A 23833-nucleotide genomic window follows, 5' to 3' on the forward strand; every position below is an offset into this window, starting at 1 on the left:
ACACGAAGAACATTCTTCTGAACGAAGGTCTGCGTGCCTGGATGGCACCGGCCGACCAGCCGCACGAAAACTTCGTCTTCCCTGAAGAGGTTCTGCCCCGCGGCAACGCTCTCTGATTGTTGCCAGACGACCCTGCTGTTCGCCTCTCCTTCGGGCGGGTTCAGGGATCTTTCTCACGATCATCAAGGCGCCCAAAGGGGCGCCTTTTTTGTTGGCCGCCCCCTTGGGTCATGGCTGTCTTCCGCGATGACGAGCTCAGGATGGTGATGCTTGTGCTGGCCAGCTCACCAGCTCTCGCCAGGCCTGGAGATTCCCCTAGATTCACTGTGTTCCGTCAGCAGTGTCGTGGAGCAGGTCTTCAGGCCCAGTGCCCGATCAGCCCGCTTCGAAAACGTCACCGGCTGGCTTTATCCCCCCAAGGAGGAGGTGCCCGTGAGCCACAGTTCCATGACCCAGGGTCTGCTGATCGCGGAGAACGCCGGCTGATTTCGGCGCCAGTTTCCTGATCAATCGGTTCCGCGCCAGAGCGGACCCGGCGAACGCCCCCGCTGCCGCGCTCCTGAGCCTGGCAGCGGGGGTATCGTTTTTGGGCCGCTTTTGATTCAGTCGGGCCGGCGATCGAGCTGCCGCTGGATCGAGCCGATCAGCTCCTCAAGCTGGCGCCGCGCTGGCCGTAAGTCGGGCGCGTTCCGCTGCAGGAGCACCACCCCATCGGAGAAGGCACGCACTCCGTAGGGCTCAGGCAAGGTGCTCAGCGCTTCAAGGCTGTTCTCCAGTGCTTCACGATCATTGGGGAAAGCCACCGCGTAGCGGCGCAACCAGTCGAGATCGACCGCGATCCAGTCGACGGCATTTTGGCGACCCTGGCGATCTCGGTAGATCACCCCGTTAGGGAAGCGGATCAGCACCGGTCTCAGCGCCAGATAGGGAACCAGGGGGGTGGTGGCGGCCACGCTGGCGCCCTCAGGGATCAGCCTCAGCAGATCCCGGGCGTTTGCCCCGTGGCTCCACTGGCGCGGCGGGGAGCTGTAGACCCAGGGATCGATGCTGTCAGGAATCAGGAACGAGAGGCTGCGATTGGGGTTGGCCAGCAGGGTGAACAGCAGGGAGAGCGCAATGCAACCGCTCCACACCCGCCGCAGGCGCCGCCGCGCAAAGGTCTGGGGATGGCGGCTCCACCACTCGATCGCCCCGGCGAACAGCCCCGGCACCACCAGCAGCGCATAGCGAAGGTTGATCGAGAGGGGATTGTTCGATCCCTGCGCCAGCAGCAGGCCCAGCAGGGGCAGGCCCATCAGCAGCCAGCTGTCGAGGCTGATCAGCGGCACCAGCATCAGGGGCAGACCCTGGGCCAGCAGGTAGCGCAGGGTCTCCCCCGGTGGCCAGATCAGCTCCCGCAGCACCACCCACGGCTGACCGAGGGCCTTGAGCAGCACCTCCAGGCTGCTGGCCTGCTGTGCCTCATCGATGTACTGGCCGAAGTTCTCCACCATGAAGCGGCGGGAGTTGTCGTCGCTGAAGAGCGGCATCAGCACGTTGGTGACCAGCAGCACCCAGCCCATGCCCAGCGCGGCCAGCCCCAGAGCCAGGGGCCAGCGCTGGCGTTGACGCACAAGAATCCAGAGGCTCACCCCCACCAGCAGCACGCCGGTGTCCTCCCGGATCATCGGCACCGCTAGCGCCGCCACCGTTACCAGCCACCAGTTGCGGCGCTGCAGTCCGTACCACAGCAGCAGGACCGCCAGAGGCAGCTGGGCCAGGTCGGTGAAGTTCCCCCAGGTGGGGCCGATCACCGCATTGGCGCCGAAGAAGCTGCAGGCCAGGAAGGCGGCCAGCCAGGGATCCTCCAGCCGTTCCTGGGCAATGCGGTGCAGCACCAGCCCGGCGGCCGTCATCAGGCCGACCTGCACCAGCGGAAGGGCCCAGATCCCCAGCAGCCCCACCAGGGGCACCCAGAGCAGCAGGGCTGGGGTGAAGTGCTGGCCCAGGCGGTGATAGCCAAGGGATGGAGGTTCCCCGGCGTGGATCACGTTGGTGGAGAGCTGGGAGGAGAGGGTGCTCTCGAAGGGATGGCCGTGCAGCCCGCTCCAGATCGTCTGCAGAAAAATGCCCTGGTCGTAGGAGGCGGTGAGCACCTGCAGGCGCCACCACTGCAGCAGAAGCCCCGTCAGCGCGAACAGCGCCGCCGCCACCAGCACGGTTCGCCCAGCCCGGACCTGCTCAGGGGGCTTCAGCGGCAGGGGACTTGGCTCCTCCTGCGCAGATCCAGCGTTGCCAGCTGTCGCCACCGAGGGCCTCCAGGTCACAGGTGGCATCCTGAAGCCGCAGGCGGCCAGGGTTGCCGGGTTCCAGCTTGCCGATGCCGTCTACGGGGCGCAGCAGAACCCTGAAGCGTTTCGGCCAGTGGTCGCGGGGTCTGTCGGGCAGGTTGAACAGCTCCTGCTCTGCGTACCAGCGCAGGCTCGGGCGCTGCCCCTCATTGCCTGGCATATGGATCGGCAGCTCGGCCGTGGTGCTGTCGCTCCCGACGTCTCGGGCCAGCTCAGCGGCGGGCAGCACCGACCAGGTTTCGTTCAGTTCCCAGTTCCAGAACGGGCTCAGGAAGAACAGCAGCAGCGAGGCGCTCCAGCCCAGCAGCAGCAGCGACAGCCCCAGTCGTCGCTTGCCCTTGGCCGGCCTGCTCAGGGCGATCCCCCCCAGCAGCAGACCCAGCCCCGCCGGCAGGGGCAGTAAGCGGAACGACTGCGGGACCAGCAGTGAGGCCAGCAGCAGCAGCCCCCCCAGTGCGGCCCAGAACCAGGGCAGCCGTCTCAGAACTCCCCTCGGACGGGGAGCTTCCACCAGCCTGGCCAGAATCGGCCCACAGATCAGGCAGAAGGGTGGCCAGAGCAGCAGGCTGTACCAGGGCAGCTGGGTCTTCATCGGCAGCACCGTCAGGCTGGCCGCCAGGCTGAGTCCCAGGCTCCAGCGCCCCGCCGGCTGCCGCCGCTCTCTCCAGGCCAGGACCAGGCCGATCGGCCAGAGGGGCAGCCAGGGCCACCCCCCCTCCAGCACCTCCAGCAGCGGCTCAAGTGGACTGCCGTGGTGCTCTTCCACCGTCGAGGTGAAGCGCAGAAGTCCCTGGCCACCCCACATCAGCAGGGCCTCGGAGCCCCTTTGCAGGCCATGCCAGCCGTGCCAGGCCATACCCACCGACAGCCCCAGGCCCAGCCCCAGCCCCAGGCGCAGCCAGGCCCGCCGATCCAGGTCGCGATCGAGCCAGCGCAACAACAGGCCCGTGGCCAGCACCGGCACCACCACCGGAGCCTTCAGCAGCAGCAGCGCACTGCCCCCGGCGCCGGCGATCAGACCACCCACCAGCGCCGTTCGGGGCCGCGGCCTGGCCAGCAGCAGGCCCAGCCAGAGGAGGGCCATGGCCGTGAGCTGGGCCCCATCGAGCATCGCCAGCCGGCCGTGGCGAGCTAGTGGCATCAGAGTCAGGGCAATGGCTGCCGCCCCCACGGCGGCCATGGGCTGGCGGGGTCGCAGGCGCAGCTGGATCGCGCCGATCAGCGGCACCAGCAGGCTTGAGACGATCGCCGGCGCCAGACGGATCACCCACTCCGGTGGCCGGGCGGTGGCCTCGCCGCTGAGGGCCCGCCAGAGCTGGATCACGCCCGCGATCAGCCAGTGCAGGCCCGGAGGCTTGTTCAGATAGCTGGATCCCCAGAAGGTCGGCAGCAGGGTTTCGGGCCAGGAGGCCTGGCTGGTCTCCAGGGCCACGCGGGCCACGATGCCCTCATCCCAGTCGCGCAGAGGCAGGTTGCCCAGGCCGGCCAGGGCCAGCACCAGGGCCACGGCCCAGAGCCCGAGCAGAGCGCGGCTCACTCTCATCACTTGTCCTTGTTCAGCTGGTCGGTCACCCTGCGGGTGGCCTGGGGAACCGAACGCAAGGCCCGCTGCAGGCTGAAGGGATCTGCCAGCAGGGCGCCGCTCACATCGGCGAGGGCGTTCAGCACAGGCTCCTGATGCCCACGGGCCGCCGCGGTGGCCACGGCATGGGCGCGCCAGGGATTCCAGCCGGCCAGCAGCACCACACTGCGGTATGCCGGCGGCCAGGGGTTCGCTGGGTCCAGGGTCTGCAACCTGCTGAACCACTGATCCGCCTGGAAGGGGCGATTGCGCAGCACGGCCAGCAATGCCAGCGCCCAGAGGGCGTCCCGATCGCTGGGATCGGAGCGCAGGCGCTGCTCGGCCCAGTCGATCACCCGCCCCTGGTAGTGCCGGTGGCCATCGAGCTGGTGCTGGGGGCCGATGGCTTCGAACACCGGCGCCAGCCCGGCCGGGCCCCGCTCCAGACCAGAGGCCAGCTCAATGAACCGGCGATCGAAGCGGGTCGTGACGGGCACGGGCTGGCGGCGGGTCCAGAGCTCCACGGGTTCACCGTCGCTCCAGGGCCAGCTGCCCACCAGCCGGAAGCGGGAGTCCTGGCGAATCGCTCTGGCCAGCTTCCGTGAGGCTTCCCGCCGCATGCCAGCCTCGCCTGTGGTGAGCAGGATCCACTCCGCCTGATCCAGCACCAGCTCTCGCTCCCTGGGCTGTCGGCCGAGCTGCCGGGCAACGATCTGCCCTCCCCGTGCCCGCCCGAACACCGTGGCGGTGTGCTCGTTGAGCTCGGCGGCATTGGGGAGCACCACCAGGGTGCGGGGCTGATCACCCACCTGCTGGCGCATGGTGGCCATCACGTCTGGCAGTGGTGAGCGGGGCTGCCAGCGGATTTCGCCGGCCTGGGCGGCCACCGCGCTGCCCGCACTGGCCGCCAGCCCCGCCGCCAGGGCACCCCAGCTGGCGCGCCCCCAGCCCTGCCTGATCAAGGCCTGTCCCAGCTGCCACCAGCCCCAGCTCAGCAGCAGCACCAGCAGGGGCAGCACCGGGGTAATGTAGCGGGGGTCCTTATTGGGACTGAGGGTGGTGAGGAGCCAGCCACTGAGAGCGCAGCCGATCAACCAGCGCCAGCCCCAACCGCCCTGAGCCCGGTCCGTCCCATCGGCTTTAACGGCCAGCAGCGTGCCCGCCAGTGCTGGCAGGCTGTTCGCCAACCCCAGCTGCTGGGGCCAGAGCCTGGGGTACCAGAGCAGGCTGGCCAGGCTGAACGGTGGCGGGTCACCCTCCTGGGCGGCCGACTCCAGCACCGCTCGGTTGGTGCCGCCGATCGTGGTGATCCAGTTGTGCTGCAGCCAGGGGAGCACCAGGGCGAGCACCAGTACAAGGGCGGCCAGCGCCTGCCAGCGCCGCTGGGCTCTGCCCAGCCCCTGCAGCGCCACCCACAGGGCCGGGGAGAGCAGCACCAGCAAAGCGCTCTGCTTCACCAGCACAGCCGCCGCCAGCGCCACTGCCGCGACGGCGGCCTGGTGCCAGCGTCCCCCTCTGGGGTCGGGCGACGCCCAGCGGCCCAGCAGCCAAAGCGCCAGCACGCTGGTGGCGGCGAGGGGAAGATCGAGGGTGAAATCAAGCCGCAGGCTGAGCAGGGCTGGTGTGGTGGTGGCGAGGGCGGCCGCCAGAAGGCCGAAACCCGGCGACACCAGTTGGCGTCCCCAGCAGGCCAGGCTCACCAGCAGCAATCCCTGCCAGATCGCCAGGGCCCAGCTGGCCTGATCGGGGCTGTCGCCAGTGACGGCGATCACAGAGCCATTCACCAGGCTCGCCAGCGGTGGCACCTTGGGGGAGAGATCGAGCAGACCCTGCCAGCCCGGCCAGCCCCCACCTGGAAGCAGGCCGAGGGCGCGGCCATGGTCCACGGCGCTGTTGAGGTAGTCAGCCTGATCCCAGGCCGGCAACCGCTGGTCCAGCTGCAACCAGAGCTGGTCGGCCAGGCTGCCCGCCAGCCAGATGGCGGCAAGGACCAGCCACCACAGCCAGGGGCGTTGGGACCGGGTGTTCAGGGCCTTGGCGGCGGTTCAGGCCATTTTGGACCAGCTGCCGTCCTCGCAGCCGTTGTGCTTTCTGTCACACCTCCCCTGGCCGTCTGCTGGGCTGGGGGTGATTCTTCATGACAGGCGCATTGCGCCAACTTGTGTGAGGACCCCATGAAATTTTTCCGGCAATTGCTGCTGGCACCTGTCGCCCTCGGACTGATGGCCCCCGTGGCCGCCACCGCCGGCGAAATGAACCTGGACGGCATCAACCAGTACGCCGCCTCCGAGGATCAGGTCACCAGCATCACCCAGTTCTCCGACGTGCAGCCCACCGAGTGGGCCTACCAGGCGCTCTCGAACCTGATCGAGCGCTACGGCTGCGTCGCTGGCTATCCCGATGGCACCTTCCGCGGCAAGAAGCCGCTGAGCCGCTGGGAAGCCGCCGCTCTGCTCAACGCCTGCCTCGATCGGATCACCGAGGTGACCGATGAGCTGCGCCGTCTGCTCAAGGAGTTCGAGAAGGAACTCGCCATCCTGCGCGGCCGCGTCGACAACCTCGAGGCCAAGGTGGGTGAGCTGGAGGCCAACCAGTTCTCCACCACCACCAAGCTGCGTGGTGTGGCCACCTTCACCATCGGCGGCAACAGCTACGGCGGCGACGGCCGGGCCACCCTGGCTGAGTCCGCTCTCCTCGGCAAAAAAGTTGCCCCTGGCCAGAACTTCTCTGACGCGGCTGCTGCTCAGCAGGGCGCTGTTGCCTTCAACTACAACCTTGATCTCTTCCTCGACACCAGCTTCACTGGTAAGGATCTGCTGCGCACCCGTCTGCGGGCCGGCAACTACGGCTCCAGCCCCTGGGGTGCCGCTAACCCTGACAACCTGGTGGGCCTGAACGCCTTCGAGATCGCCTTTGAGGGTTCTCCAGGTGCCGACACCGTGATGGTCAACCGCCTCTTCTACCAGTTCCCCCTGGGCAGCAGCTTCACCGCCACGGTGGGTGCCAAGGTCCGTCAGGACGACATGCTGGCCTTCTGGCCCAGCGTGTACCCCGCTGACACCGTCCTCGACATCTTCACCTACGGCGGCGCTCCCGGCGCCTACCCCCTGACCCTCGGCTCTGGTGGTGGTCTGTGGTGGAAGAGCGGCGGCTTCAGCATCAGTGCCAACTACGTGGCCGCCAACGGCAACGTGGGTAACCCCAACGACCGTTTTAACGGCGGTGGTGGTGGCATCGGCACCGAAGGCTCCGCCCAGACAGGCAGTGCCCAGATTGCCTGGAACAACGAGAACTTCGGTCTCGCAGCCATCTACACGTACACCTCTCCCGAGGGTGGTCTGGCTGGGCTCTACGGCGGTAACGGCACCCCCCTGGCCAACCTCGGGTATGCCCTCTCCGACAGCGTCAACTCCGTTGGCATCAGCGGCTACTGGCAGCCCTCCAACTCCGGTTGGCTCCCCTCGATCAGCACCGGCTGGGGACTTAACTCCCACTCCGCCAGCAATGGCTCTGCGGGTATCCTTTCAGATGCTATCGACGGTGCCCAGACCCAGTCCTGGTACGTGGGTCTGCAGTGGTCCGACGTCTTCATCAAGGGTAATTCCCTCGGTATGGCGGTCGGCCAGGCAACCTTCGTGACCAAAACGGGTGACGATGACTTGCTTGAAGCCAACGACGGCAACTACGCCTGGGAGTGGTGGTACAAGTTCCAGGTGACCGACAACATCTCGATCACCCCTGCGGTCTTCTACCTCAGCAGGCCCTTGGGTCAGCTCCAGAAGGGTGGTGAAACCGACGCTGGTTTCGACAACTTCGGTGGTCTGGTCAAGACCACCTTCAGGTTCTGATCAATCCTGATCAGTTGATCAGCTTCGGCTGATTCTTTCCCCAGCCAGATCAACTCCTCACACACCTTGATCTGGCTGGTTGCCTACTCCTGAACCGATTTGACTCTCAGCAGTTCTTTCTTTTTCGCCGTGGTTTCCGCCACGGCTTTTTAATGAGCATTTTTGGTAGTGCTGCGCTTTTGCGCTCGATTCTGGATGGCTCAAATCCCCTGCGGGACAGGGGATTTGAGCCATAGTATGTGACCGTCGACACATGGTCATGTGTCCGTGGGCTGCGGCCCTAATCTGTAGTTTTGGTAGTATATAAATGTGTCCTTTTGGACCGTCCCTCAATTGGTGTGAGGTTTCAATGAAATTATTTCAGCGTCTGCTGCTGGCGCCGGTCGCCCTTGGGCTTGTAGCTCCCATGGCCGCTTCGGCCGGGGATCTTAATCTGGACGGCATGAAAAAGTATGCCGGCAAGAAAGATCAGGTGACCAGCATCACCCAGTTCTCTGATGTTCAGCCCACCGAGTGGGCCTATCAGGCGCTCTCAAATCTGATCGAGCGCTACGGCTGCGTGGCCGGCTACCCCGACGGTACGTTCCGCGGCAAACAGCCCCTGAGCCGCTGGGAAGCCGCCGCACTGCTGAATGCCTGCCTCGATCGGATCACGGAAGTGACCGATGAGCTCCGCCGGCTGCTCAAGGAGTTTGAGAAGGAGCTCGCCATCCTGCGCGGCCGCGTCGACAACCTCGAGGCCAAGGTTGGTGAATTAGAGGCCACCCAGTTCTCCACCACCACAAAACTTCAGGGTCAAGCCACCTTCGTCATTGGTGCAATCACTGCCAGTGGTGATCGTCCCGGTGCCGGTGTGTTCGGGGCGTCCCCCACCTTTGGCAGCCGTGATGCGGCCGAAAAATACAACGCTCAGTTCGGAGCAACCACCTTCAGCTATGACCTGCGGCTGAACCTGCTCACCAGCTTCACCGGTAAGGATCTGCTGTACACCCGCCTGCGTTCGGGGAACTTCGATAACGCCTTCAACGGAAACGGGGTTAACCTCACTGCTCTGGATGTTGCCAGCAATGGCATCGGTGGCACCGACGCGATCGGCATTGATCGTCTCTACTACCGCTTCCCGGTAGGCCGTGATTTCACCTTCATTGTTGGTCCTAAGGCCCGGAACACTGAATCGCTCGCCGTCACCCCCTCGGTCTACGGAAGTGGCAAGGGTGACCGCATCCTTGACCTGTTCAGCCTGTATGGTGCCCCCGGCGTTTACAACAAGGCGACCGGCTCCATGTTGGCCGGTATCTGGAAGCAGAACGTCAAGAAGGGCCAGGGTGGTTTCAGCTTCGGTGCCAACTATGTGGCCCAGCAGGGATTTGCCGGTCAATCTTTTGATGGCAACGACAACGTCTGCGCAAGCAGCGAAGGCGGCATCGGCACCGATTGTGCCCGTGGCAACTTCCTGGCCCAGCTGAACTACACGGCTCCCCAGTGGAACGTTTCGCTAGCCTATCGCTATGGCCAACAGGCCACCAATTTCAGGCGGGGCACGAACTTCGTGGCCAGCAACAGCTGGTTCCTGACCACTGGAGATACGAACAGCGTGGCGGCCAACGCCTACTGGCAGCCCAAGGAAAGTGGCTGGTTGCCCTCGATCAGTCTGGGCTGGGGTCTGAACAGCCTCTCCGGCAACGAGAACAATGCCCTGGGGATTGAATTTATTGATCCCTATGTGACCGAGAGCCAGAGCTGGTTCGTCGGCCTGCAGTGGAACGATTTGTTCGGCAAGGGTAATGCCGCTGGCATGGCGGTCGGTCAGCCCACCTTTGCCACGGCCCTTACCCGTGGCAGCAGCGACTCCGGCAATACCACTCCAGCCGATGGCAACTACGCCTGGGAGTGGTGGTACAAGTTCCAGGTCACCGACAACATCGCCGTGACCCCGGCGATCTTCTACCTGAGCCGTCCTCTCGGACAGCTCACCGGCGAGGACAACAGCTTCAGCAACTTCGGCGGCCTCGTTCAGACCACCTTCAAGTTCTGAGCCTGCTACCCGCGTCCACAACCTCACACACCATGGCCCCCGTCAGGGGGCTTTTTCATGGCTGGAGCTCTTGTCATGATGGGCTTAGCTCCCAGTACCCCCCTTGAAGGCAGCCCTGGCCAGCAGCGATTTCTATGCCGTCCTGGGCGTTCCAGCCACGGCTGAGGCGGCTGAGATCAAGGCGGCGTACCGCGCCCTGGTCAAACGGCACCATCCCGATGCCGGTGGGGATGACACCGTGATCCTGGCCATCAATGCCGCCTGGGCGGTTCTGGGAGATGGCGAGCGGCGTCGCACCTACGACCTCAGCCGGCAACCCTCGGCTCGGGGCAGGCGGCCTGGCTCCAGAGTCGTCACCCCAGCCCATCGCGGTCTCGATCGCGATGGGGCCCTGCTGAGTTGGTTGCAGCAGGTCTACGGGCCGATCGATCGTCTGCTCGCCCAGGTGATCAACCCTTTCCCCGGCCAGTTGCGTGCCCTTGCCGCCGATCCTTACGACGACAGCCTGATGGCCGCTTTCTGCGCCTATCTGGAGCAGAGCAAGAGCCGCATGGACAAGGTGGAGGTGCTCTACCGTTCCATTCCTTGTCCGAGCGAGGCTCGGGGTTTTGGCCTCAGTCTCTATCACTGCCTCAGCCAGGTGCAGGACGCCCTGCTGGAGCTGGAGCGCTACACCCTGGGCTACGTCGACAGCTACTTGCACGATGGTCGCGAGATGCTGCGGGAAGCCAAGCAACGACGCAGCCGCCTGAAGGAAGAGCGTCGAAGCCTCGATCTCTAGCAGGCCTCGAGCTGATCGAGCCGCAGCCATACGTCCGGAACCGGCAGGCGCCAACGCAACTGCGCGAAGTCGCCATTGATGGCCAGCACTTCGCCTGGACCTTCGAACAGGTAGTCGGGGGCAGTGGGATCGCTGGCGGCCGCTTCAAGACTGCCCAGATAGGCAATCCTGCTGACCTTCACCAGGGAGCCTTTCTTGATGGCAGCGGCCTTGGGGGCGATGGCATCTGTTGGGGTCTCGGCCATTGACAGTGAGCACTCCGCTGAAGATCACGCTAGGCCCTGCTCGGCGGCCTGGGAAGCCTCTTAGCCTCGGAATCGGTTTGTGCTGCCTGGGCCCGTGAGACTGCTGCTGCTGGGATGTACGGGGTTCGTGGGGCGCGAGCTGGTGCCCCAGCTGCTCGCTCGGGGGCACCAGCTGGTGGTGGTGAGCCGTCAGCCGGTGCCTCTGGTGGGGCTGGAGCACCCTGAACTGCGGAGAATCCAGGCGGATCCGGCCCTGGCAGCCTCCTGGCAGGAGCCGGCTCTGATCGCTGCCGTGGCCGAGGCGGACGGGGTGGTGAATCTGGCCGGGGAGCCGATTGCGGAGAAGCGCTGGAGTGACGAGCAGCGGCGCAGGCTGATCGACAGTCGCCTGGGCAGCACCAGCCACCTGGTGGAGGCGCTCAGGGCCCATCCCCGGCCGAACAGGGTGCTCTTGAGCGGCTCCGCCGTGGGCTACTACGGCAGCAGCGAGGACGCCCGCTTCAGCGAATCGAGCCCTGCGGCGCCTGATCTGCTTGGTCAGCTCTGCCGCGACTGGGAGGCTGCTGCCGATCAGGCTCCCGCCGACTGCCGGGTGGTGAAACTGCGGATCGGCATCGTGCTCGGCCCCGATGGAGGTGCCCTCGGCAAGATGTTGCCGGTGTTCCGCTCCGGTCTGGGCGGCCCAATCGGCTCCGGACGGCAGTGGATGAGCTGGATTCATCGCACCGACCTCTGCGCCCTGATCGCCAGCGCCCTGGAGATCCTGGACTACCAGGGCGTGTACAACGCCGTGGCTCCCCAGCCAGTGCGGATGGGGCAATTCGCGGCGGCCCTTGGCCGGGTGCTGAAGCGTCCCAGCCTGTTGCCGGTGCCCGCGCCGGTGCTGCAGTTGATGCTCGGGGACGGAGCCTCGGTGGTTCTGGAAGGCCAGCAGGTGGTCACCGAGCGGCTGGAGCTCCAGGGCTTCATTTTTCGCTACCCCGATCTCGACTCAGCCCTTGCCGCTGCCACCAGCCCAGCAGCCCACTGACCAGGGCGGCCCCCATCAGCAGGCCGATCGCCGGGGTGAACAGGGGATCCCAGAGCCTCTGAAGCAGCTGGAGCGGTGCCTCCACATGCTGGCTGTGCAGAGTCACCGCCAGGGCAAACCAGACCGCCCCCGCGATCACCAGGAACACATCGATCACCAGCACGGTGTCGATCCAGCTCTTCAGCCGCGGCGCAAGGGCTTCAGCGCTGGCGGCATCACTGGAGCGGGGCTGAGGGTTCATCGAGGACCTGCAGGATCTGCCAGGCCATCCTGGCGGCACCGCCGGGACCACCGATGCGCTCCAGGCCGTTGCGTCGGCAGCGCTCTCCAAGATCGGTGTGCTGCAGCTGGTGCAGCACGTCGCCCACCAGCGTGGCGGTGCCGCCAAGGCTGCGCTCCGAGCCCGGCTCTCCCTCGGCACTGAACAGCGAGGGCCCCAGCAGGCGTCGTTGGGCCTCGGCGAAATTGGGGCTGAACTGGGGGCCGCCTCCAGCCAGCTGAACCACGGGTTTGCCCAGGCCCACGGCCTGTTCCGTGGCCGTGCCGGTCATCGCCAGCAGCAGATCGGCCTGCTGAACCACCGCCTGGAATTCCCCCCAGTGCAGCCTCAGCTCCAGCTCCCCGCGGCACAGGCGCCCAGACGGCTCCAGCTGCCAGCCCAGGGGTCGGCTGAGCCTGGCCACTGTCGCTGCGTCGATGGCCCCCACCAGGGCGGCGTTCAGCTGGAGGCCGCCGCGAACCTGCAGGGCGGCAGGCAAGCGGGTGAGCACCTGCAGCATCAACTCGAAGTTGCGCAGGGCCTCTGGCAGGCGGCTGCCAGGCAGCAGCCCCAGCCGGGGGCTGGACGCCCCGACCCCTGGTCCGTCGAGGGAGGGTGCGCTCTCAAGGACCCTGTCGAGGAAGGGGTTGCCGAGAAAGTCCACAGGCCGCCCGAGCTGGTGGCTCAGGTCTGTGGCGGTGAACGCATCCCGGCTGAATACCCTGCGGAAGCGGCGGCTGCGCAGGCAGCTTCCACAGGGCCAGGGCAGGCGCAGGCGGCCTTCGTAGTGGCTGGAGTAGGCCACCAGGTAGGTGACCACCGGCCGGCGGCTGCACCAGGCGGCCAGTACGGGGATCACATCTCCGACCACCACCACCGCGGCGCAGTGCCGGGCTTCTCGGAAAAACAGCACCAGCTGGCTGAGCAGGTAGGTGAGCTGGCCCTGCACCAGTTCAGTCAGGCGTCCGCCGAGGCTGGTATAGCCCAGGCCGCCGGTGCTGAATTCGCGGGTGTGCCCGAGCACGGGCAATCCAGCCTGGCGGTAGGCGCCGCCATGACCCACCAGCGGCAGGGCCACCACCTCCAGCCCCAGTTTCTGGAGCTCCTGTCCGATCAGGCTGCCGCTGAGGTCTTCCCCATGGCCGTTGCTGAGCAGCAGCAGGCGCCGGGGGGGATCGCCCATCGTGGGGGCTCCAGGGATCAACCCTGCAGCCAGGCTTTGACCTTCTCCAGGGCACCCCAGCCTGGGCGCCGCCTGAGCCCATCGGCTATCGCCTCGTTCAGTTCGCTGGCCAGCTCCGGTGATACGGCGGTGATGCGCAGCACCAGATCAATGTGCTCCCGCACTCCTTTGGCGCCCGACTCGAGCATGGCCAGACAGAGGTTCACCCGCGACTGGGGGTCTTGGGGGTTCAGCTTGACCGCCATCCGGGCTGAGCGCAGCGCTGCTTCGGATTGGTCCTCGAGCAGCTGCAGCCAGGCAAGGCAGGTCCAGGCTGCCGCTAGGCGGGGAGCCTGGGACGTGATCGTCAGGAAGTCGTCGATGACGTCAGCGGCTGCAGCTCCCTGCTGGTAGCGGCCAATGGCCTGATCGAACAGGGCTTCGGCGGACTTGGTGGTGGCCGTCATCGGCTGCGGCTGCGGGTGACCCAGAATCCCACGCTGAAGGTCCGCATCTGCGGCGGTTCAGACGGCGAAGGAGCTGCCGCAGCCGCAGGTCTGGCTGGCATTGGGATTGGTGAAATTGAAGCCACCACCGATCAGGGCCGAGCTGAAATCCAGCTGCATGCCGTAGATGTACAGCAAGCTCTTGGGATCGCTCACCACCCGGAAACTGGGGGCGCCATCAGGTTCGTAGATGTAATGCTCGTCATCGTCGCGAATCGCGGCGCTGTCGATGAAATCCATGGTGTAGCTCATGCCGCTGCAGCCGCCGGAGCGCACCCCCACCCTCAGCAGCTTGTCGTTGCCCTGCTGCTGCATCAGGGCGGCCAGCTGCTTCATGGCTGGCTCAGTGATGCGGATGCCCTTGCCGTCTTTGCCAGTGTGAGTGGCCACAGGTGCCGCGGCGTCCTGGGTCGGGGCGGGAGCATCGGCGGTGGTGGGGCTGCTCATGGGCGAGGCCTGCGGCAGGTGGGACGGATTGTCAGGTCACTCTATGGAGCAATCTCGAGCTCTGGTGTGCCGCCGTCGCCGTGGACGGCTCCATAGAGTCGGCTCAAATCAAGGAGTCAAGGGTGCGCGTCGCCATCGTGGGAGCTGGTCTGGCCGGTCTGTCAGCCGCAGTCGATCTCTGTGATGCCGGCCACCAGGTTGACCTCTATGAATCCCGCCCGTTCGTGGGCGGCAAAGTGGGCAGCTGGGTCGATGCGGACGGCAACCACATCGAGATGGGTCTGCACGTCTTCTTCTTCAATTACGCCAACCTCTTCGCGCTGATGCGCAAGGTGGGGGCCTTCGGCAACCTTCTGCCCAAGCAGCACACCCACCTGTTCGTGAACAAAGGCGGCGACGTGCGTGAACTTGATTTCCGCTTCCCGATCGGAGCCCCTTTCAACGGGCTCAAGGCTTTCTTCACCACCCCGCAGCTCGACTGGATCGACAAGCTGCGCAATGCCCTGGCCCTGGGTACCAGCCCGATCGTGCGTGGTCTGGTGGACTACGAGGGGGCGATGGGAGTGATCCGGGCCCTTGATCGGATCAGCTTCCGCGAGTGGTTCCTCGGCCATGGTGGCAGCGCCCGCAGTGTGGAGCGGATGTGGGATCCAATTGCCTATGCCCTGGGCTTCATCGACTGCGAGGCCATATCAGCCCGCTGCATGCTCACCATCTTCATGATGTTCGCCTCCAAGACCGAGGCGTCCAAGCTGAACCTGCTCAAGGGTTCGCCGCATCGCTGGCTGCACCAGCCCATCCTTGATTACATCGAAGCCCGCGGGGCCAGGCTGCACCTCCGCCACCGGGTCAGTGAGGTCTGCTTCGACGAGGGACCGGGGCCAGAGGCGGCGCCCCAGGTCACGGCCCTGCGTCTGAGTACCCCTGATGGAGAGATAAGCGTCGAGGCCGACGCTTATCTGGCGGCCTGCGACGTGCCCGGCATCCAGCGGCTGCTGCCGCCCTCCTGGCGCCGCTTTGCCCAGTTTGAGAACATCTACCGGCTGGAGGCGGTGCCGGTGGCCACGGTGCAGTTGCGCTACGACGGCTGGGTCACCGAGCTCGGGGAGGGCGAGGCCCATGCCGCTGCCCGCCGTGATCTCAGCCGTGCGAGCGGACTGGACAACCTGCTGTACACCGCTGACGCCGATTTCAGCTGCTTCGCCGACCTGGCTCTAGCCAGCCCTGCCGATTACCGGCGCGAGGGGGAGGGGTCCCTGTTGCAGTGTGTGCTCACCCCCGGTGACCCCTGGATTCCTCGCCGAAACGACGAGATCGCGGCATTGGTGGACGCCCAGGTGCGTGAGCTGTTCCCCTCGGCCCGCGGCCTCAACCTGATCTGGAGCAACGTGGTCAAACTGGCTCAGTCGTTGTACCGCGAGGCCCCCGGCATGGAACCCTTCCGCCCGCAGCAGCGCACGCCGGTGGACAATTTCTTTCTGGCTGGCAGTTACACCCGTCAGGACTACATCGATTCGATGGAGGGGGCCACTATGAGTGGACGTCTGGCGGCTGCCGCCATTCTGGATCAGCCGGTGCGGCTCGCCTCCGTGGCGGCCGTCGCCTGATCACCATGGGACGTTGGCTTGAGCACAGTGTGACAACGGAGATCAAGGCTCCGGTGGACCGGGTCTGGGAAGTCTGGAGCGATCTGGAGGCGATGCCGCGATGGATGCGCTGGATCGAGTCAGTGGTCACCCTTGATGATCCCGATCTCACCGACTGGACCCTGGCGGCCCAGGGATTCCGCTTCCACTGGAAGGCCCGTATCTCCCACAGGATCGAAGCTCAGCAATTGCACTGGGAGTCGGTGGGGGGTCTGCCTACCAAGGGGGCCGTGCGGTTCTATCCCCAGTCCGAGAGGCTGACGGCTGTCCGGCTGACAGTCAGCTACGAGCTGCCGGGAATCCTTGCGCCGCTGATGGAACCGACCATCCTTGGAGGAATCGTCACCCGGGAACTCCAGGCCAACCTGGATCGATTCCGGGACCTTGTGGAGCAAGAGCATGGCCAGTGATCACCGGCATCAACCCGGCATGAATCAGGCGCGAACCGTGACGGGCCTCGCCCTGCTGCCTCTCCTGCTCGCGGCTGGCCTGTCGGGCTGTGGAGGCACACCCACCGCCGATCTTGGCTCGGTGCCCCCTCCAGCCCCCGTTGCACCTGGGGCAGCCCCGACGACACCCAGCAATTCCGCCCCGGCGTCAGCCGCCATTGCCAAAGCAGGCTTCACTCCACTGCCCACGGTCCAGCAGGTTGAGGCTGCGATGCCCCAGGGCCGGCTGGACCCCTTTGCGCCACTGGCGGTCACCAGGGCTACCAGGGTCACCAGGGATGGTGGTAGACCCCGGGCCGTTGTGGTCCAGCCTCCGCTCACCCTCCCCGATGGTTTCCGTTTCCAGGGCGTGATCAGCAGCGGCGGTCGCCCCATGGCTCTCGTCCAGTTCGGCGGTCAGAGCGGTTCCCTGGCCGTTGGTGATGCAGGCGGCCGCACCACAGACCTCCTGCCCGAGGCCTGGGGTGTGGCCTCGATCGATGTACTGCTCGGTCGCCTCACCCTTGTGAGCCGTCAGGGTCAGGCCAAGAGCCAGGTTGTGATCGCCGAGCTCTAGAGCCCGCCAAGGGCTCGGCCGCAGGCCGCCATCAGCCCGTCCAGGTCATGGGGGTCTGCTTCGGCGTCCACCCGTCCAAGCAGCTCCAGGCAGGCGGTGCTGGTCTGGGGACCGATCGACACCAGGGCCACGGAGTCCAGCCGTTCACGCCAGCCCTCCTTCAGGTCCTGCTGCAGCAGCTGCACGGTGTGGCGCACGGTCTTGCCGCTGGTGAAGGTGATGGCGTCCACCTGACCCTGGCGCAGGGCAGCGGCGGTGGCCAGGGGGAGATGGGGCGGACAGCGGGACTCGTAGGCGGCGGCCTCCACCACCCGCGTGCCGGCTTCGGCGAAGGCTTCCGCCAGCAGGGTGCGGCCACCGCTCTGGACCCTGGGCAGCAGCAGGCGCTGCCCCCAGCCCGAGACCGGGAAATGCTCAATCAGGCTGTCGGCCACAAAGCTGGGAGGCACGAAATCGGCTGGGGCGCCCAGCTGCTCCAGTCGGGCTGCGGTCTTGCGGCCAACTGCTGCGATCTTGAGGCCACGGGGGCGATCACTGAGATTGCGCCCGATCCGCTGCAGCCGCTGTTCCACAGCCTCCACCCCGTTGACGCTGGAGAACACCAGCCAGTGAAAGCTCTCCAGCTCTTCGAGCGCATCGTCAAGGGGCCCCCATTCATCGGGCGGGCCGATCACCAGAGCGGGAAGGTCCAGCACCCGGGCGCCGGCCCGCTCGAACATCGCGCGAGCTTCGCCCAGCTGCTGCTCGGCCCGCGTCACCGCCACCACCCGACCTGAGAGCACGTCCACCTCCTCCATCAGTCGTCCAGTCTCACCATCGCCCCTGCCTGCCGCTGTAACTGCTCGGCGGCGCTGGTCTGGCCCTGCTGACGCAGCAGGGCAATGGCCTGGCGAAAACTGGCGCGGGCCGCGCTGATGTCGCCCGCCAGCAGCTGGGCCACCGCCAGGTTCTGGTGGGTTTCGGCGTGCTCGGGGGCCAGGCTCACGGCGATGTCGTAAGCCTTGAGGGAGCCGCGAATATCGCCGAGGCGGCGGCGGATCAGGCCGAGGTTGTACCAGCCCAGAGCCAGCTCGGGTGCCCCGCGCGTGACGGCTTCCGCCAGCTGGGCCGCCTCTTGTGTGGCGCCGTCCTGCAGCTGCAGGGCCGCCAGGTTCAGTCGTGCCGCCACCTGCAGCCGTGGATCGAGCGGCAGCTCCAGGGCCTCCCGGTACAGGGCCTCGGCCCTGGCGGGGTGGCGGCTGGCCTCGGCCATCGCCAGGTGCAGCAGCAGTTCAAAGCGTTCGGGGTGGGCTCCGGGGGGGCAGCCAGCCAGCCCGGCCCTGAGCAGGGCAATCCCACGCTTCACACGCCCCTGGCTGATCTCCAGGCCACCGAGTTTGGCGCTGGCGTAGGCATTGCCGGGGTGCTCTCGCAGCTCCTGCTCCATGGCCCTTCGCAGTTGCCGCGCCTTGCGCCCATCGGCAAGCCTTTCCGGCCGGTAGCCCTCATGGAGGATCGCCGGCTGGGGGCAGTCCACCACTTTCCAGTGGGGCTCCTTTGCCAGAAGCTCGGCCACGCTGTCATCCACCATCGCGTGATACGGGCGGCTCCAGCGGATCTGGGGGTGACGCCGGAACAGACGACTGACGCTGGAGTAAGGCGATTGCAGCGCGCCCACTTCCTGGCGCAGCAGGTTGATCAGCAGCGTGTCGGGATCGGCCATCAACGCGAGCAACGGTTCACGGGCCTGCTCCAGCAGCTGCTCATCGGCATCAAGCACCAGCACCCAGGTGCCCCGCACCCACTCCAGGGCCAGGTTGCGGGCTGGTGCGAAATCCCCGGGCCAGGTGATGCGCTCCACCCGGGCGCCATGGTGTTCAGCCACCGCCACCGTGTCGTCGCTGGAGCCGGTGTCCACCACCACCAGCTCATCGGCGAACCCCGCCACCGACTCCAGGCAGCGGCCGAGGCGCTCGGCCTCGTTGCGCACGATCATCGAGAGGCTGAGCACGGCGGCGGCCCGCATCCAGGCGTGAGGTTAGGGGCGAGAGGTCAGGACTTCAGGCGTGATTGGACTCAGTCGGTGAAGCCGCCCTCGGCGGGGCTGCCGGCGGCCAGGCCGAGCCTTGTGAGCAGCGCGGCCTGGGCCAGGGGCATCTGGGCGGGGCTGTAGCCCGCGGGAATTCCACTGGGAAGCAGGGGCTCCAGGGCCTCCCACAGGTAGGGACTGCCCAGCACGGTCAGGCCCGCCAACCGACCAATCCGCAGCAGCTGCCGGATCACCGCGGGCCAGGGTTCATCGGCTCCGGCGCTGCCGCGGAAGGGATTACCGCGCACGAACAACTGCAGGAACAACGGCCCATCCGGCAGGCGCTCCAGGGCGAGGGGTGTCTCGGCGTTCCCGCTCCAGGGACTGGGGCCACGGGCGTCCAGCAGGCAGCTCCTGTAGCCGGCCGCGGCTGGCCGCAACAGAGCCGGCGCCATCGCAGGCAGGAAGGGACAGGCCAGGCTGTTGTCCAGGCGGATCAGGTTGACCCCTGGCCCCGGAGGCAGGCCCTGGTGCCCCCGCGTGTTCAGACTCATTTCCACCAGCTCCCGCGCCAGGGCCTGATCCTGCGGAGTCTCCAGCTCGCCCAGTCCCTCCAGTGGTGCCACGGAGGCGGCCGGGGCCCGGGAGCCTGCGTCGGCCAGGGCCTGCTCGCGCCGCCGCAGGCTCTGGTTGAGCTGCTCCAGCGGCAGGCGCCGGCTGCGGAAGGCCTCCACCAGGCCGTCGATGGCGGCATCGGCATCGGCGGGCATCAGAATCAGATCCGAGCCGGCCTCGAAGGCCAGCACGGCGGCCTCCGCTGCGCCCCAGCGGGAGGTGATCGCCTCCATCACCAGGGCGTCGGTGATCACCAGCCCCGTGAATCCCAGCTCGTGCCGCAGCAGCCCCGTGAGCACGGGCCACGAAAGGGTGGCCGGCCGCAGCGGATCCAGGGAGTCCAACTGCAGGTGGGCGGTCATCACCGCCGCGCAGCCGGCGGCCATGGCCGCCCGGAAGGGAGGAAGCTCGATCTCCTCCAGCCGCTCCCTCCCATGGGGCAGCCGGGGCAACTCCAGGTGGGAGTCGTCGCTGGTGTCTCCGTGACCAGGGAAGTGCTTGGCGCAGCAGAGCACACCTTCGGCCTGGGCACCCTCCACGAAGGCCGCCGCAAGGGCCGACGCCGTGTCGGCGTTCTCCCCCCAGGCGCGCACGTTGATCACCGGGTTGTCGGGGTTGTTGTTGACATCGCAAACCGGAGCGAGCACGCCGTTGAGCCCCAGCAGGCGCGCCTGGCGGCCCGTGCAGTGGCCGTAGCGGCGGGCCAGGGAGAGGGCGCCTTCAGGATCGCTGCGGTGCAGGCGCCCCACAGCCAGGGGTGGCACCAGCCAGCTGGCCCCCTCGAATCGCTGCCCCACCCCCTCCTCCACATCGGCGCAGATCAGCAGCGGTTGCTCCGACCAATTCCGCAGTTGTTCGCTGCGCAGCCGCAGTTCGGCGGCACTGCCCCCCAGCAGGATCACCCCACCCACGCCTTCGGCCAGCAGCCGCTTCAGGGTGGCGTTCTCCAGTTCCCAGAGTGGGTAGCGCCGCTGACCGTCACTCAGGTGGCCGCTGCCGCGGATCACCAGCAGCCGGGCCACCTGCCTGCGCAGTTCAGCAGCCGGTGGCAGGGGCTCCAGGGCCTGGGGCAGAGCCGTCGTCATCGCCCGCTGCCGTCGCCTCCGTCGCCGGCTTCAGCTGTGAGGGCTTCATCAGAGGGGGCAGGCTCATCAACGGCCAGGGCGTCCCGTTGCTGCCTCTCCTCTCCCAGTTGGCTGAGCAGCCCGAGCACCGCCCCGCCCCGCTCCAGGCCCCGATCGAGCAGGAACTGCACCTCGGGGGTGCGGCGCAGATTCAGCCGCCGTGCCAGCTCCCCTTTCACGAAGGGTGCCGCCGACTTCAGACCGGCCAGGGTCGTCTGGCGGTCCTCGTCGCTCCCGAAGACGCTCACGAAAATCTTGCAGTGCTGCAGATCACCCGCCACCTCCACCTGGGTGACGCTGACCATGCCCAGGGAGACCCGCTCGTCCTTGATGCCGTTCACCAGCAGCTCACTGATCTCACGGCGAATCAGGGAAGCCATCCGCTCGACCCGTCGGCCCTGTGCCATTCCTATGCCAGTGGTGCTGGATTCACCATGGCACGCAGCACCAGGCTCAGGCTGATCATTCCGCTCACCAGAGCACCCACCAGGGCTATGGCGGTGACCGGGTTGCTGCTCCGTTTTGCCAGGGGTTCGAGCACGGAGTTGAACACACCGAGGCTGAAGGCCACCAGGTAGCGCGGGTAGCGCGTCACGTTGAGGAAGAAGTCCTTCATGGCGCAGGAGGGGCAGTGGGTGGCAAGTCGTTGAAAGGCGAGGCAGTGGCTGGGTGCCGCCCACGCCGGGAGAACATGAGGGCTACTCTGCCGCCCAGAGGACCGCGCCGCTGATGCTCGAGCTCCACCAGTTCCGCCACTCCTCCTTCTGCGAGAAGGTGAGATTGATCCTGGCCGCCAAAGGTCTGGAGTTTCGCGTCATCGAGGTCACCCCCGGGTTGGGGCAGCTTGAGCTGTTCCGTCTCTCAGGTCAGCGTCAGGTGCCGGTGCTCGTGGATGGAGCCGAGGTGATCGCCGACTCCAGCGCCATTGCCCAGTACCTGGAGCGCCAGGTGCCGACCCCTCCTCTGATTCCCGAGGATCCGGCCGAACGGGCGCGGGTGCTTCTGCTCGAAGACTGGGCCGACACCGCTCTGGCCAGCGGGGTCCGGCAGGCCCTGCTGCAGGCGGCAAGCTCGGATTCGGTGCTGCGCGGCGCCCTCCTGCCTGAAGCCACCCCTGCGGTGCTGCGCTCGCTGGTGGGGGCCCTGCCCACGGACCTGCTCGCGTCGCTTGGCGACACCATCGGCCAGACAGAGCGGCGCCAACTGCAGGCGAACCTCGAGCAGCTGGCGGTGCTTCTGGCTCCCGGCCGTTTTCTTGTGGGTGATCGCCTCTCTCTAGCCGATCTGGCGGTGGCGGCCCAGCTGTCGCTGCTGCTCTTCCCGGCCAGCTCCGGTGCCCCCCTGGCTGGCCGTGGCGTGCCAGGCCTGGCCGACCATCCTCTGCTCAGCAGCCTGTTCGCCTGGAGGGATGGCCTGTACCTCTCCCTCGGCCGCATTGCTGTCAGCGAGCCGGTTTCCCCGATCACACCCTGATCCGCGTACTCAGGGGTTGCGGCTGAGCAGCAACCAGAGGTCATGGCTGTCGCCGGCATGGGCCACCAGCCCCTGCTCCGGTGACGGATAGCTGGCCTGCCACTGCTCCGCCCGGATCAGTTCGTGGCCAGGAGTGCTGTCCACCAGCCGGTAACGGCTGAGGGTCTCCACGCGGCTGATCCGGGCTCCGCTGGGGCCGTGCAGCACCTGCAGGGCCAGCTCGTCGCTCAGAAAGCTGTCGCCCAGAGCCACAGTTTCTGAACCAACCTGGCTGCGGCGTCCGATCACGGTGGATTCCAGCTCCAGATCACCGCGCAACAGAGCCAGCTGGCGGTTGGGGTTGGCCGGGTCGTTGGCGACCGAGAGCAGCTGACCTCCCAGCAGCGCATCGCCCACCTGGGTGGCGTTGAACGCACGATCCCCCACAACTGCCCCGTGCTGATCCATCAGAAAGCGCACGGCGTAGGGCGGAATCGGCGCTGCACTGCCCTCCTCCAGGCTGTGGACCCACCAGGCCCCGGCGAACCAGTCGGGGTAGCGGAGGTCGCTGCGACCGGGTCGGCTGAGCGGAGCCGGCAGACTCCATTCCGGCCAGGCCACCAGCCGCCGCTCCAGCGGACCTGGGCCGCCGCTGGCCGCCATGACATGCCCCGGCCAGAGGGCGATCAGGGCGGCGAGGATGAAGGCGATCTGTGAGCTGAGCATGTCCGACCCCCTGCTGCGGGAACTCGATCATTACGTGGTGCTGGAGCCCTCCCGGGGTGAACGCATTCTCACGGCTGCCGAAACACTCAGCTGGCTCACCACCCAGCTCGCTGAACTGGAAGAGCCCCCTGCCGACCTGCGCTCCCTGCCCAGCGACCGTGAACGGGCCGAGCGACTGCTGGAAACGGCCTGTGAACTGGAGTTGGAGCCCGGCATGGCTGTTCAGTGGTTTGCCGTGCGCCTGGAGCCCCCAGCCCGTTGAAGCATGAACACTTTGATGGAGTTCAGTTCCGATCCGAGGATTCCTGCAGACCTGGAACTGCTTGCAGCTCTGCTGTGCTGTTCAGGCTCGCCGCGCTGGCGCCGTTGATGTCGATCAGTTCGGTGGGAGCCTGGGGTGGTGCCTCCCGCTGGCGCAGCACCGTCGGGATCGCCTCCAGGACCTGCAGAGCCACGTCCGCGGCCGCCCGTCCGTCCTGGGGCACCCTCAGGTCAGCCTGGCTGTAGAGAGGACGGCGCTCGTCCAGCAGCTGGCGCAGCCGCGACTCGGGATCAGCCGTGGTCAACAGGGGCCGCTGGCCTGGATCGGCTCGCAGGCGCTCCAGCAACAGCTCCTCGGGGGCGTCCAGCCACACCACCAGCCCCTGCCGCATCTGGCCCCAGTTGACGGGGCGGCTGACCACGCCACCGCCTGTTGCCACCACCAGGGAATGCCAGCAGGCGATGCGATTGAGCACGGCCGACTCCAGTTTGCGAAAGGCCGCTTCTCCCTGGTGCTCGAACAGTTCCGGGATGGAGCAGCCGGCGTGCTGCTCGAGCACGCTGTCGGCGTCGATGAAGCGATAGCCGAGGGCTTCGGCCAGCGGGCGTCCCACACTGCTCTTGCCCGCCCCCATCATCCCCACCAGGTAGATGTTGAGGCCCTCCAGGCTCCCCGGCAAATCCGGGCTGACGCTGGCGGGGGAGGGCTGTTCAGAGGCCATCGGGGCTGGTCGGCGAAGACTTGGGTCCGGCGTTGCCAGGGGCGGAATCCCTAGGATGACCCAGCAGGAC

General features: G+C 66.8%; 25 protein-coding genes and 1 pseudogene. 11 read left to right on the forward strand and 15 right to left on the reverse strand.

The annotated features are described in order from the left end of the window. Nucleotides 1–116, forward strand: a pseudogene (locus CJZ82_RS14390) (photosystem II D2 protein (photosystem q(a) protein)); the annotation flags it as partial. 229 nt (nt 117–345) lie between these two features. Beyond that, the gene (locus CJZ82_RS18450; RefSeq protein WP_158218592.1) at nt 346–486 is read left to right on the forward strand and encodes a hypothetical protein; all 141 of its coding nucleotides are present in this window, start codon (nt 346–348) and stop codon (nt 484–486) included. Between the two features lie 116 nt (nt 487–602). On the opposite strand, the gene CJZ82_RS14395 is transcribed toward CJZ82_RS18450, so the two are convergent. From CJZ82_RS14395 to CJZ82_RS14405, 3 genes are read right to left on the reverse strand one after another with little or no spacing between them, the layout of a single operon-like run. Further along, nucleotides 603–2288, reverse strand: coding sequence for a DUF2079 domain-containing protein (locus tag CJZ82_RS14395; protein ID WP_369820080.1), 1686 nt, complete (start codon nt 2286–2288; stop codon nt 603–605). Then, nucleotides 2221–3873 (reverse strand): glycosyltransferase family 39 protein, encoded by a 1653-nt coding sequence (locus CJZ82_RS14400; protein WP_094556456.1) that lies wholly within the window; start codon nt 3871–3873, stop codon nt 2221–2223. The genes CJZ82_RS14395 and CJZ82_RS14400 overlap by 68 nt, the downstream gene beginning before the upstream one ends. Next, entirely contained in the window at nt 3873–5834 is a 1962-nt protein-coding gene (locus CJZ82_RS14405; RefSeq protein WP_233130271.1) for a glycosyltransferase family 39 protein, read from the reverse strand. Before CJZ82_RS14405 ends, CJZ82_RS14400 begins: the two co-directional genes overlap by 1 nt. A 231-nt stretch (nt 5835–6065) precedes the next feature. On the opposite strand from CJZ82_RS14405, the gene CJZ82_RS14410 reads away from it, so the two are divergent. The 3 genes from CJZ82_RS14410 to CJZ82_RS14420 all read left to right on the forward strand — a co-directional run bounded on the left by CJZ82_RS14410 (nt 6066) and on the right by CJZ82_RS14420 (nt 10555). Continuing rightward, entirely contained in the window at nt 6066–7739 is a 1674-nt protein-coding gene (locus CJZ82_RS14410; RefSeq protein ID WP_094556457.1) for an iron uptake porin, read from the forward strand. Between the two features lie 349 nt (nt 7740–8088). Continuing rightward, on the forward strand, nt 8089–9774 hold the full coding sequence (locus CJZ82_RS14415; protein ID WP_094556458.1) for an iron uptake porin: 1686 nt from the start codon (nt 8089–8091) through the stop codon (nt 9772–9774). 103 nt (nt 9775–9877) lie between these two features. After that, nucleotides 9878–10555: a J domain-containing protein gene (locus CJZ82_RS14420; protein ID WP_094556459.1), complete on the forward strand. Its 678-nt coding sequence runs from the start codon at nt 9878–9880 to the stop codon at nt 10553–10555. Here CJZ82_RS14420 and CJZ82_RS14425 read toward each other — a convergent pair. Then, nucleotides 10552–10800, reverse strand: coding sequence for an NAD(P)H-quinone oxidoreductase subunit O (locus tag CJZ82_RS14425; RefSeq protein ID WP_094556460.1), 249 nt, complete (start codon nt 10798–10800; stop codon nt 10552–10554). The genes CJZ82_RS14420 and CJZ82_RS14425 overlap by 4 nt on opposite strands. Nucleotides 10801–10894: 94 nt before the next feature. Here CJZ82_RS14425 and CJZ82_RS14430 point away from each other — a divergent pair, with 94 nt between their 5' ends. Next, entirely contained in the window at nt 10895–11830 is a 936-nt protein-coding gene (locus CJZ82_RS14430) for a TIGR01777 family oxidoreductase (RefSeq protein WP_094556493.1), read from the forward strand. Here the strand turns inward: CJZ82_RS14430 and CJZ82_RS14435 are convergent. Genes CJZ82_RS14435 through CJZ82_RS14450 form a run of 4 tightly spaced genes read right to left on the reverse strand, consistent with a single transcriptional unit; the run spans nt 11766 to nt 14204 of the window. Continuing rightward, the gene (locus tag CJZ82_RS14435; RefSeq protein WP_094556461.1) at nt 11766–12071 is read right to left on the reverse strand and encodes a hypothetical protein; all 306 of its coding nucleotides are present in this window, start codon (nt 12069–12071) and stop codon (nt 11766–11768) included. The genes CJZ82_RS14430 and CJZ82_RS14435 overlap by 65 nt on opposite strands. Then, nucleotides 12046–13272, reverse strand: coding sequence for a lipid-A-disaccharide synthase-related protein (locus tag CJZ82_RS14440; RefSeq protein WP_094556462.1), 1227 nt, complete (start codon nt 13270–13272; stop codon nt 12046–12048). The genes CJZ82_RS14435 and CJZ82_RS14440 overlap by 26 nt, the downstream gene beginning before the upstream one ends. 17 nt (nt 13273–13289) lie before the next feature. Further along, complete coding sequence (locus tag CJZ82_RS14445) at nt 13290–13718, reverse strand: hypothetical protein (protein WP_094556463.1); 429 nt, start codon at nt 13716–13718, stop codon at nt 13290–13292. A gap of 57 nt (nt 13719–13775) precedes the next feature. Beyond that, nucleotides 13776–14204 (reverse strand): iron-sulfur cluster assembly accessory protein, encoded by a 429-nt coding sequence (locus CJZ82_RS14450; protein WP_198949795.1) that lies wholly within the window; start codon nt 14202–14204, stop codon nt 13776–13778. Nucleotides 14205–14326: 122 nt separating this feature from the next. Between CJZ82_RS14450 and zds the strand changes: the two genes are divergently transcribed. From zds to CJZ82_RS14465, 3 genes are read left to right on the forward strand one after another with little or no spacing between them, the layout of a single operon-like run. Further along, a complete protein-coding gene (gene zds, locus CJZ82_RS14455) occupies nt 14327–15811 on the forward strand; it encodes a 9,9'-di-cis-zeta-carotene desaturase (protein WP_094556464.1) in 1485 nt (494 codons plus the stop codon). 5 nt (nt 15812–15816) lie between these two features. Beyond that, nucleotides 15817–16260 carry an SRPBCC family protein gene (locus tag CJZ82_RS14460; RefSeq protein ID WP_094556465.1) on the forward strand — a complete coding sequence of 148 codons (444 nt, stop codon included), beginning with the start codon at nt 15817–15819 and terminating at the stop codon, nt 16258–16260. 19 nt (nt 16261–16279) lie between these two features. Further along, nucleotides 16280–16855: a pilus assembly protein PilP gene (locus CJZ82_RS14465; RefSeq protein ID WP_143593689.1), complete on the forward strand. Its 576-nt coding sequence runs from the start codon at nt 16280–16282 to the stop codon at nt 16853–16855. On the opposite strand, the gene CJZ82_RS14470 is transcribed toward CJZ82_RS14465, so the two are convergent. The 5 genes from CJZ82_RS14470 to CJZ82_RS14490 are packed head-to-tail and all read right to left on the reverse strand — an operon-like array spanning nt 16852 to nt 21218. Continuing rightward, entirely contained in the window at nt 16852–17652 is an 801-nt protein-coding gene (locus CJZ82_RS14470; protein ID WP_094556467.1) for a uroporphyrinogen-III synthase, read from the reverse strand. The two genes, CJZ82_RS14465 and CJZ82_RS14470, sit on opposite strands and share 4 nt — an antisense overlap. Further along, complete coding sequence (locus tag CJZ82_RS14475; protein ID WP_094556468.1) at nt 17652–18860, reverse strand: glycosyltransferase family 2 protein; 1209 nt, start codon at nt 18858–18860, stop codon at nt 17652–17654. The genes CJZ82_RS14470 and CJZ82_RS14475 overlap by 1 nt, the downstream gene beginning before the upstream one ends. A 50-nt stretch (nt 18861–18910) precedes the next feature. Next, nucleotides 18911–20563 (reverse strand): glycoside hydrolase family 3 N-terminal domain-containing protein, encoded by a 1653-nt coding sequence (locus tag CJZ82_RS14480; RefSeq protein ID WP_094556469.1) that lies wholly within the window; start codon nt 20561–20563, stop codon nt 18911–18913. Continuing rightward, the gene (rbfA, locus tag CJZ82_RS14485) at nt 20560–21009 is read right to left on the reverse strand and encodes a 30S ribosome-binding factor RbfA (protein ID WP_094556470.1); all 450 of its coding nucleotides are present in this window, start codon (nt 21007–21009) and stop codon (nt 20560–20562) included. The genes CJZ82_RS14480 and rbfA overlap by 4 nt, the downstream gene beginning before the upstream one ends. 2 nt (nt 21010–21011) lie before the next feature. Beyond that, entirely contained in the window at nt 21012–21218 is a 207-nt protein-coding gene (locus CJZ82_RS14490) for a DUF751 family protein (RefSeq protein WP_094556471.1), read from the reverse strand. Nucleotides 21219–21331: 113 nt separating this feature from the next. Between CJZ82_RS14490 and CJZ82_RS14495 the strand changes: the two genes are divergently transcribed. Next, nucleotides 21332–22075, forward strand: coding sequence for a glutathione S-transferase family protein (locus CJZ82_RS14495; RefSeq protein ID WP_094556472.1), 744 nt, complete (start codon nt 21332–21334; stop codon nt 22073–22075). A 9-nt stretch (nt 22076–22084) separates the two neighbouring features. Here CJZ82_RS14495 and CJZ82_RS14500 read toward each other — a convergent pair whose 3' ends face one another. Next, on the reverse strand, nt 22085–22780 hold the full coding sequence (locus tag CJZ82_RS14500; protein ID WP_094556473.1) for a DUF6816 family protein: 696 nt from the start codon (nt 22778–22780) through the stop codon (nt 22085–22087). On the opposite strand from CJZ82_RS14500, the gene CJZ82_RS14505 reads away from it, so the two are divergent. Continuing rightward, nucleotides 22779–23042 (forward strand): chlororespiratory reduction protein 7, encoded by a 264-nt coding sequence (locus CJZ82_RS14505; RefSeq protein ID WP_094556474.1) that lies wholly within the window; start codon nt 22779–22781, stop codon nt 23040–23042. The genes CJZ82_RS14500 and CJZ82_RS14505 overlap by 2 nt on opposite strands. A gap of 22 nt (nt 23043–23064) precedes the next feature. Here CJZ82_RS14505 and CJZ82_RS14510 read toward each other — a convergent pair whose 3' ends face one another. Then, the gene (locus CJZ82_RS14510) at nt 23065–23763 is read right to left on the reverse strand and encodes a shikimate kinase (RefSeq protein WP_094556475.1); all 699 of its coding nucleotides are present in this window, start codon (nt 23761–23763) and stop codon (nt 23065–23067) included. Between the last annotated feature and the right edge of the window lie 70 nt (nt 23764–23833).

The sequence above is a fragment of the Synechococcus sp. 1G10 genome, assembly GCF_002252625.1.
Classification (GTDB): Bacteria; Cyanobacteriota; Cyanobacteriia; order PCC-6307; family Cyanobiaceae; genus Regnicoccus_A.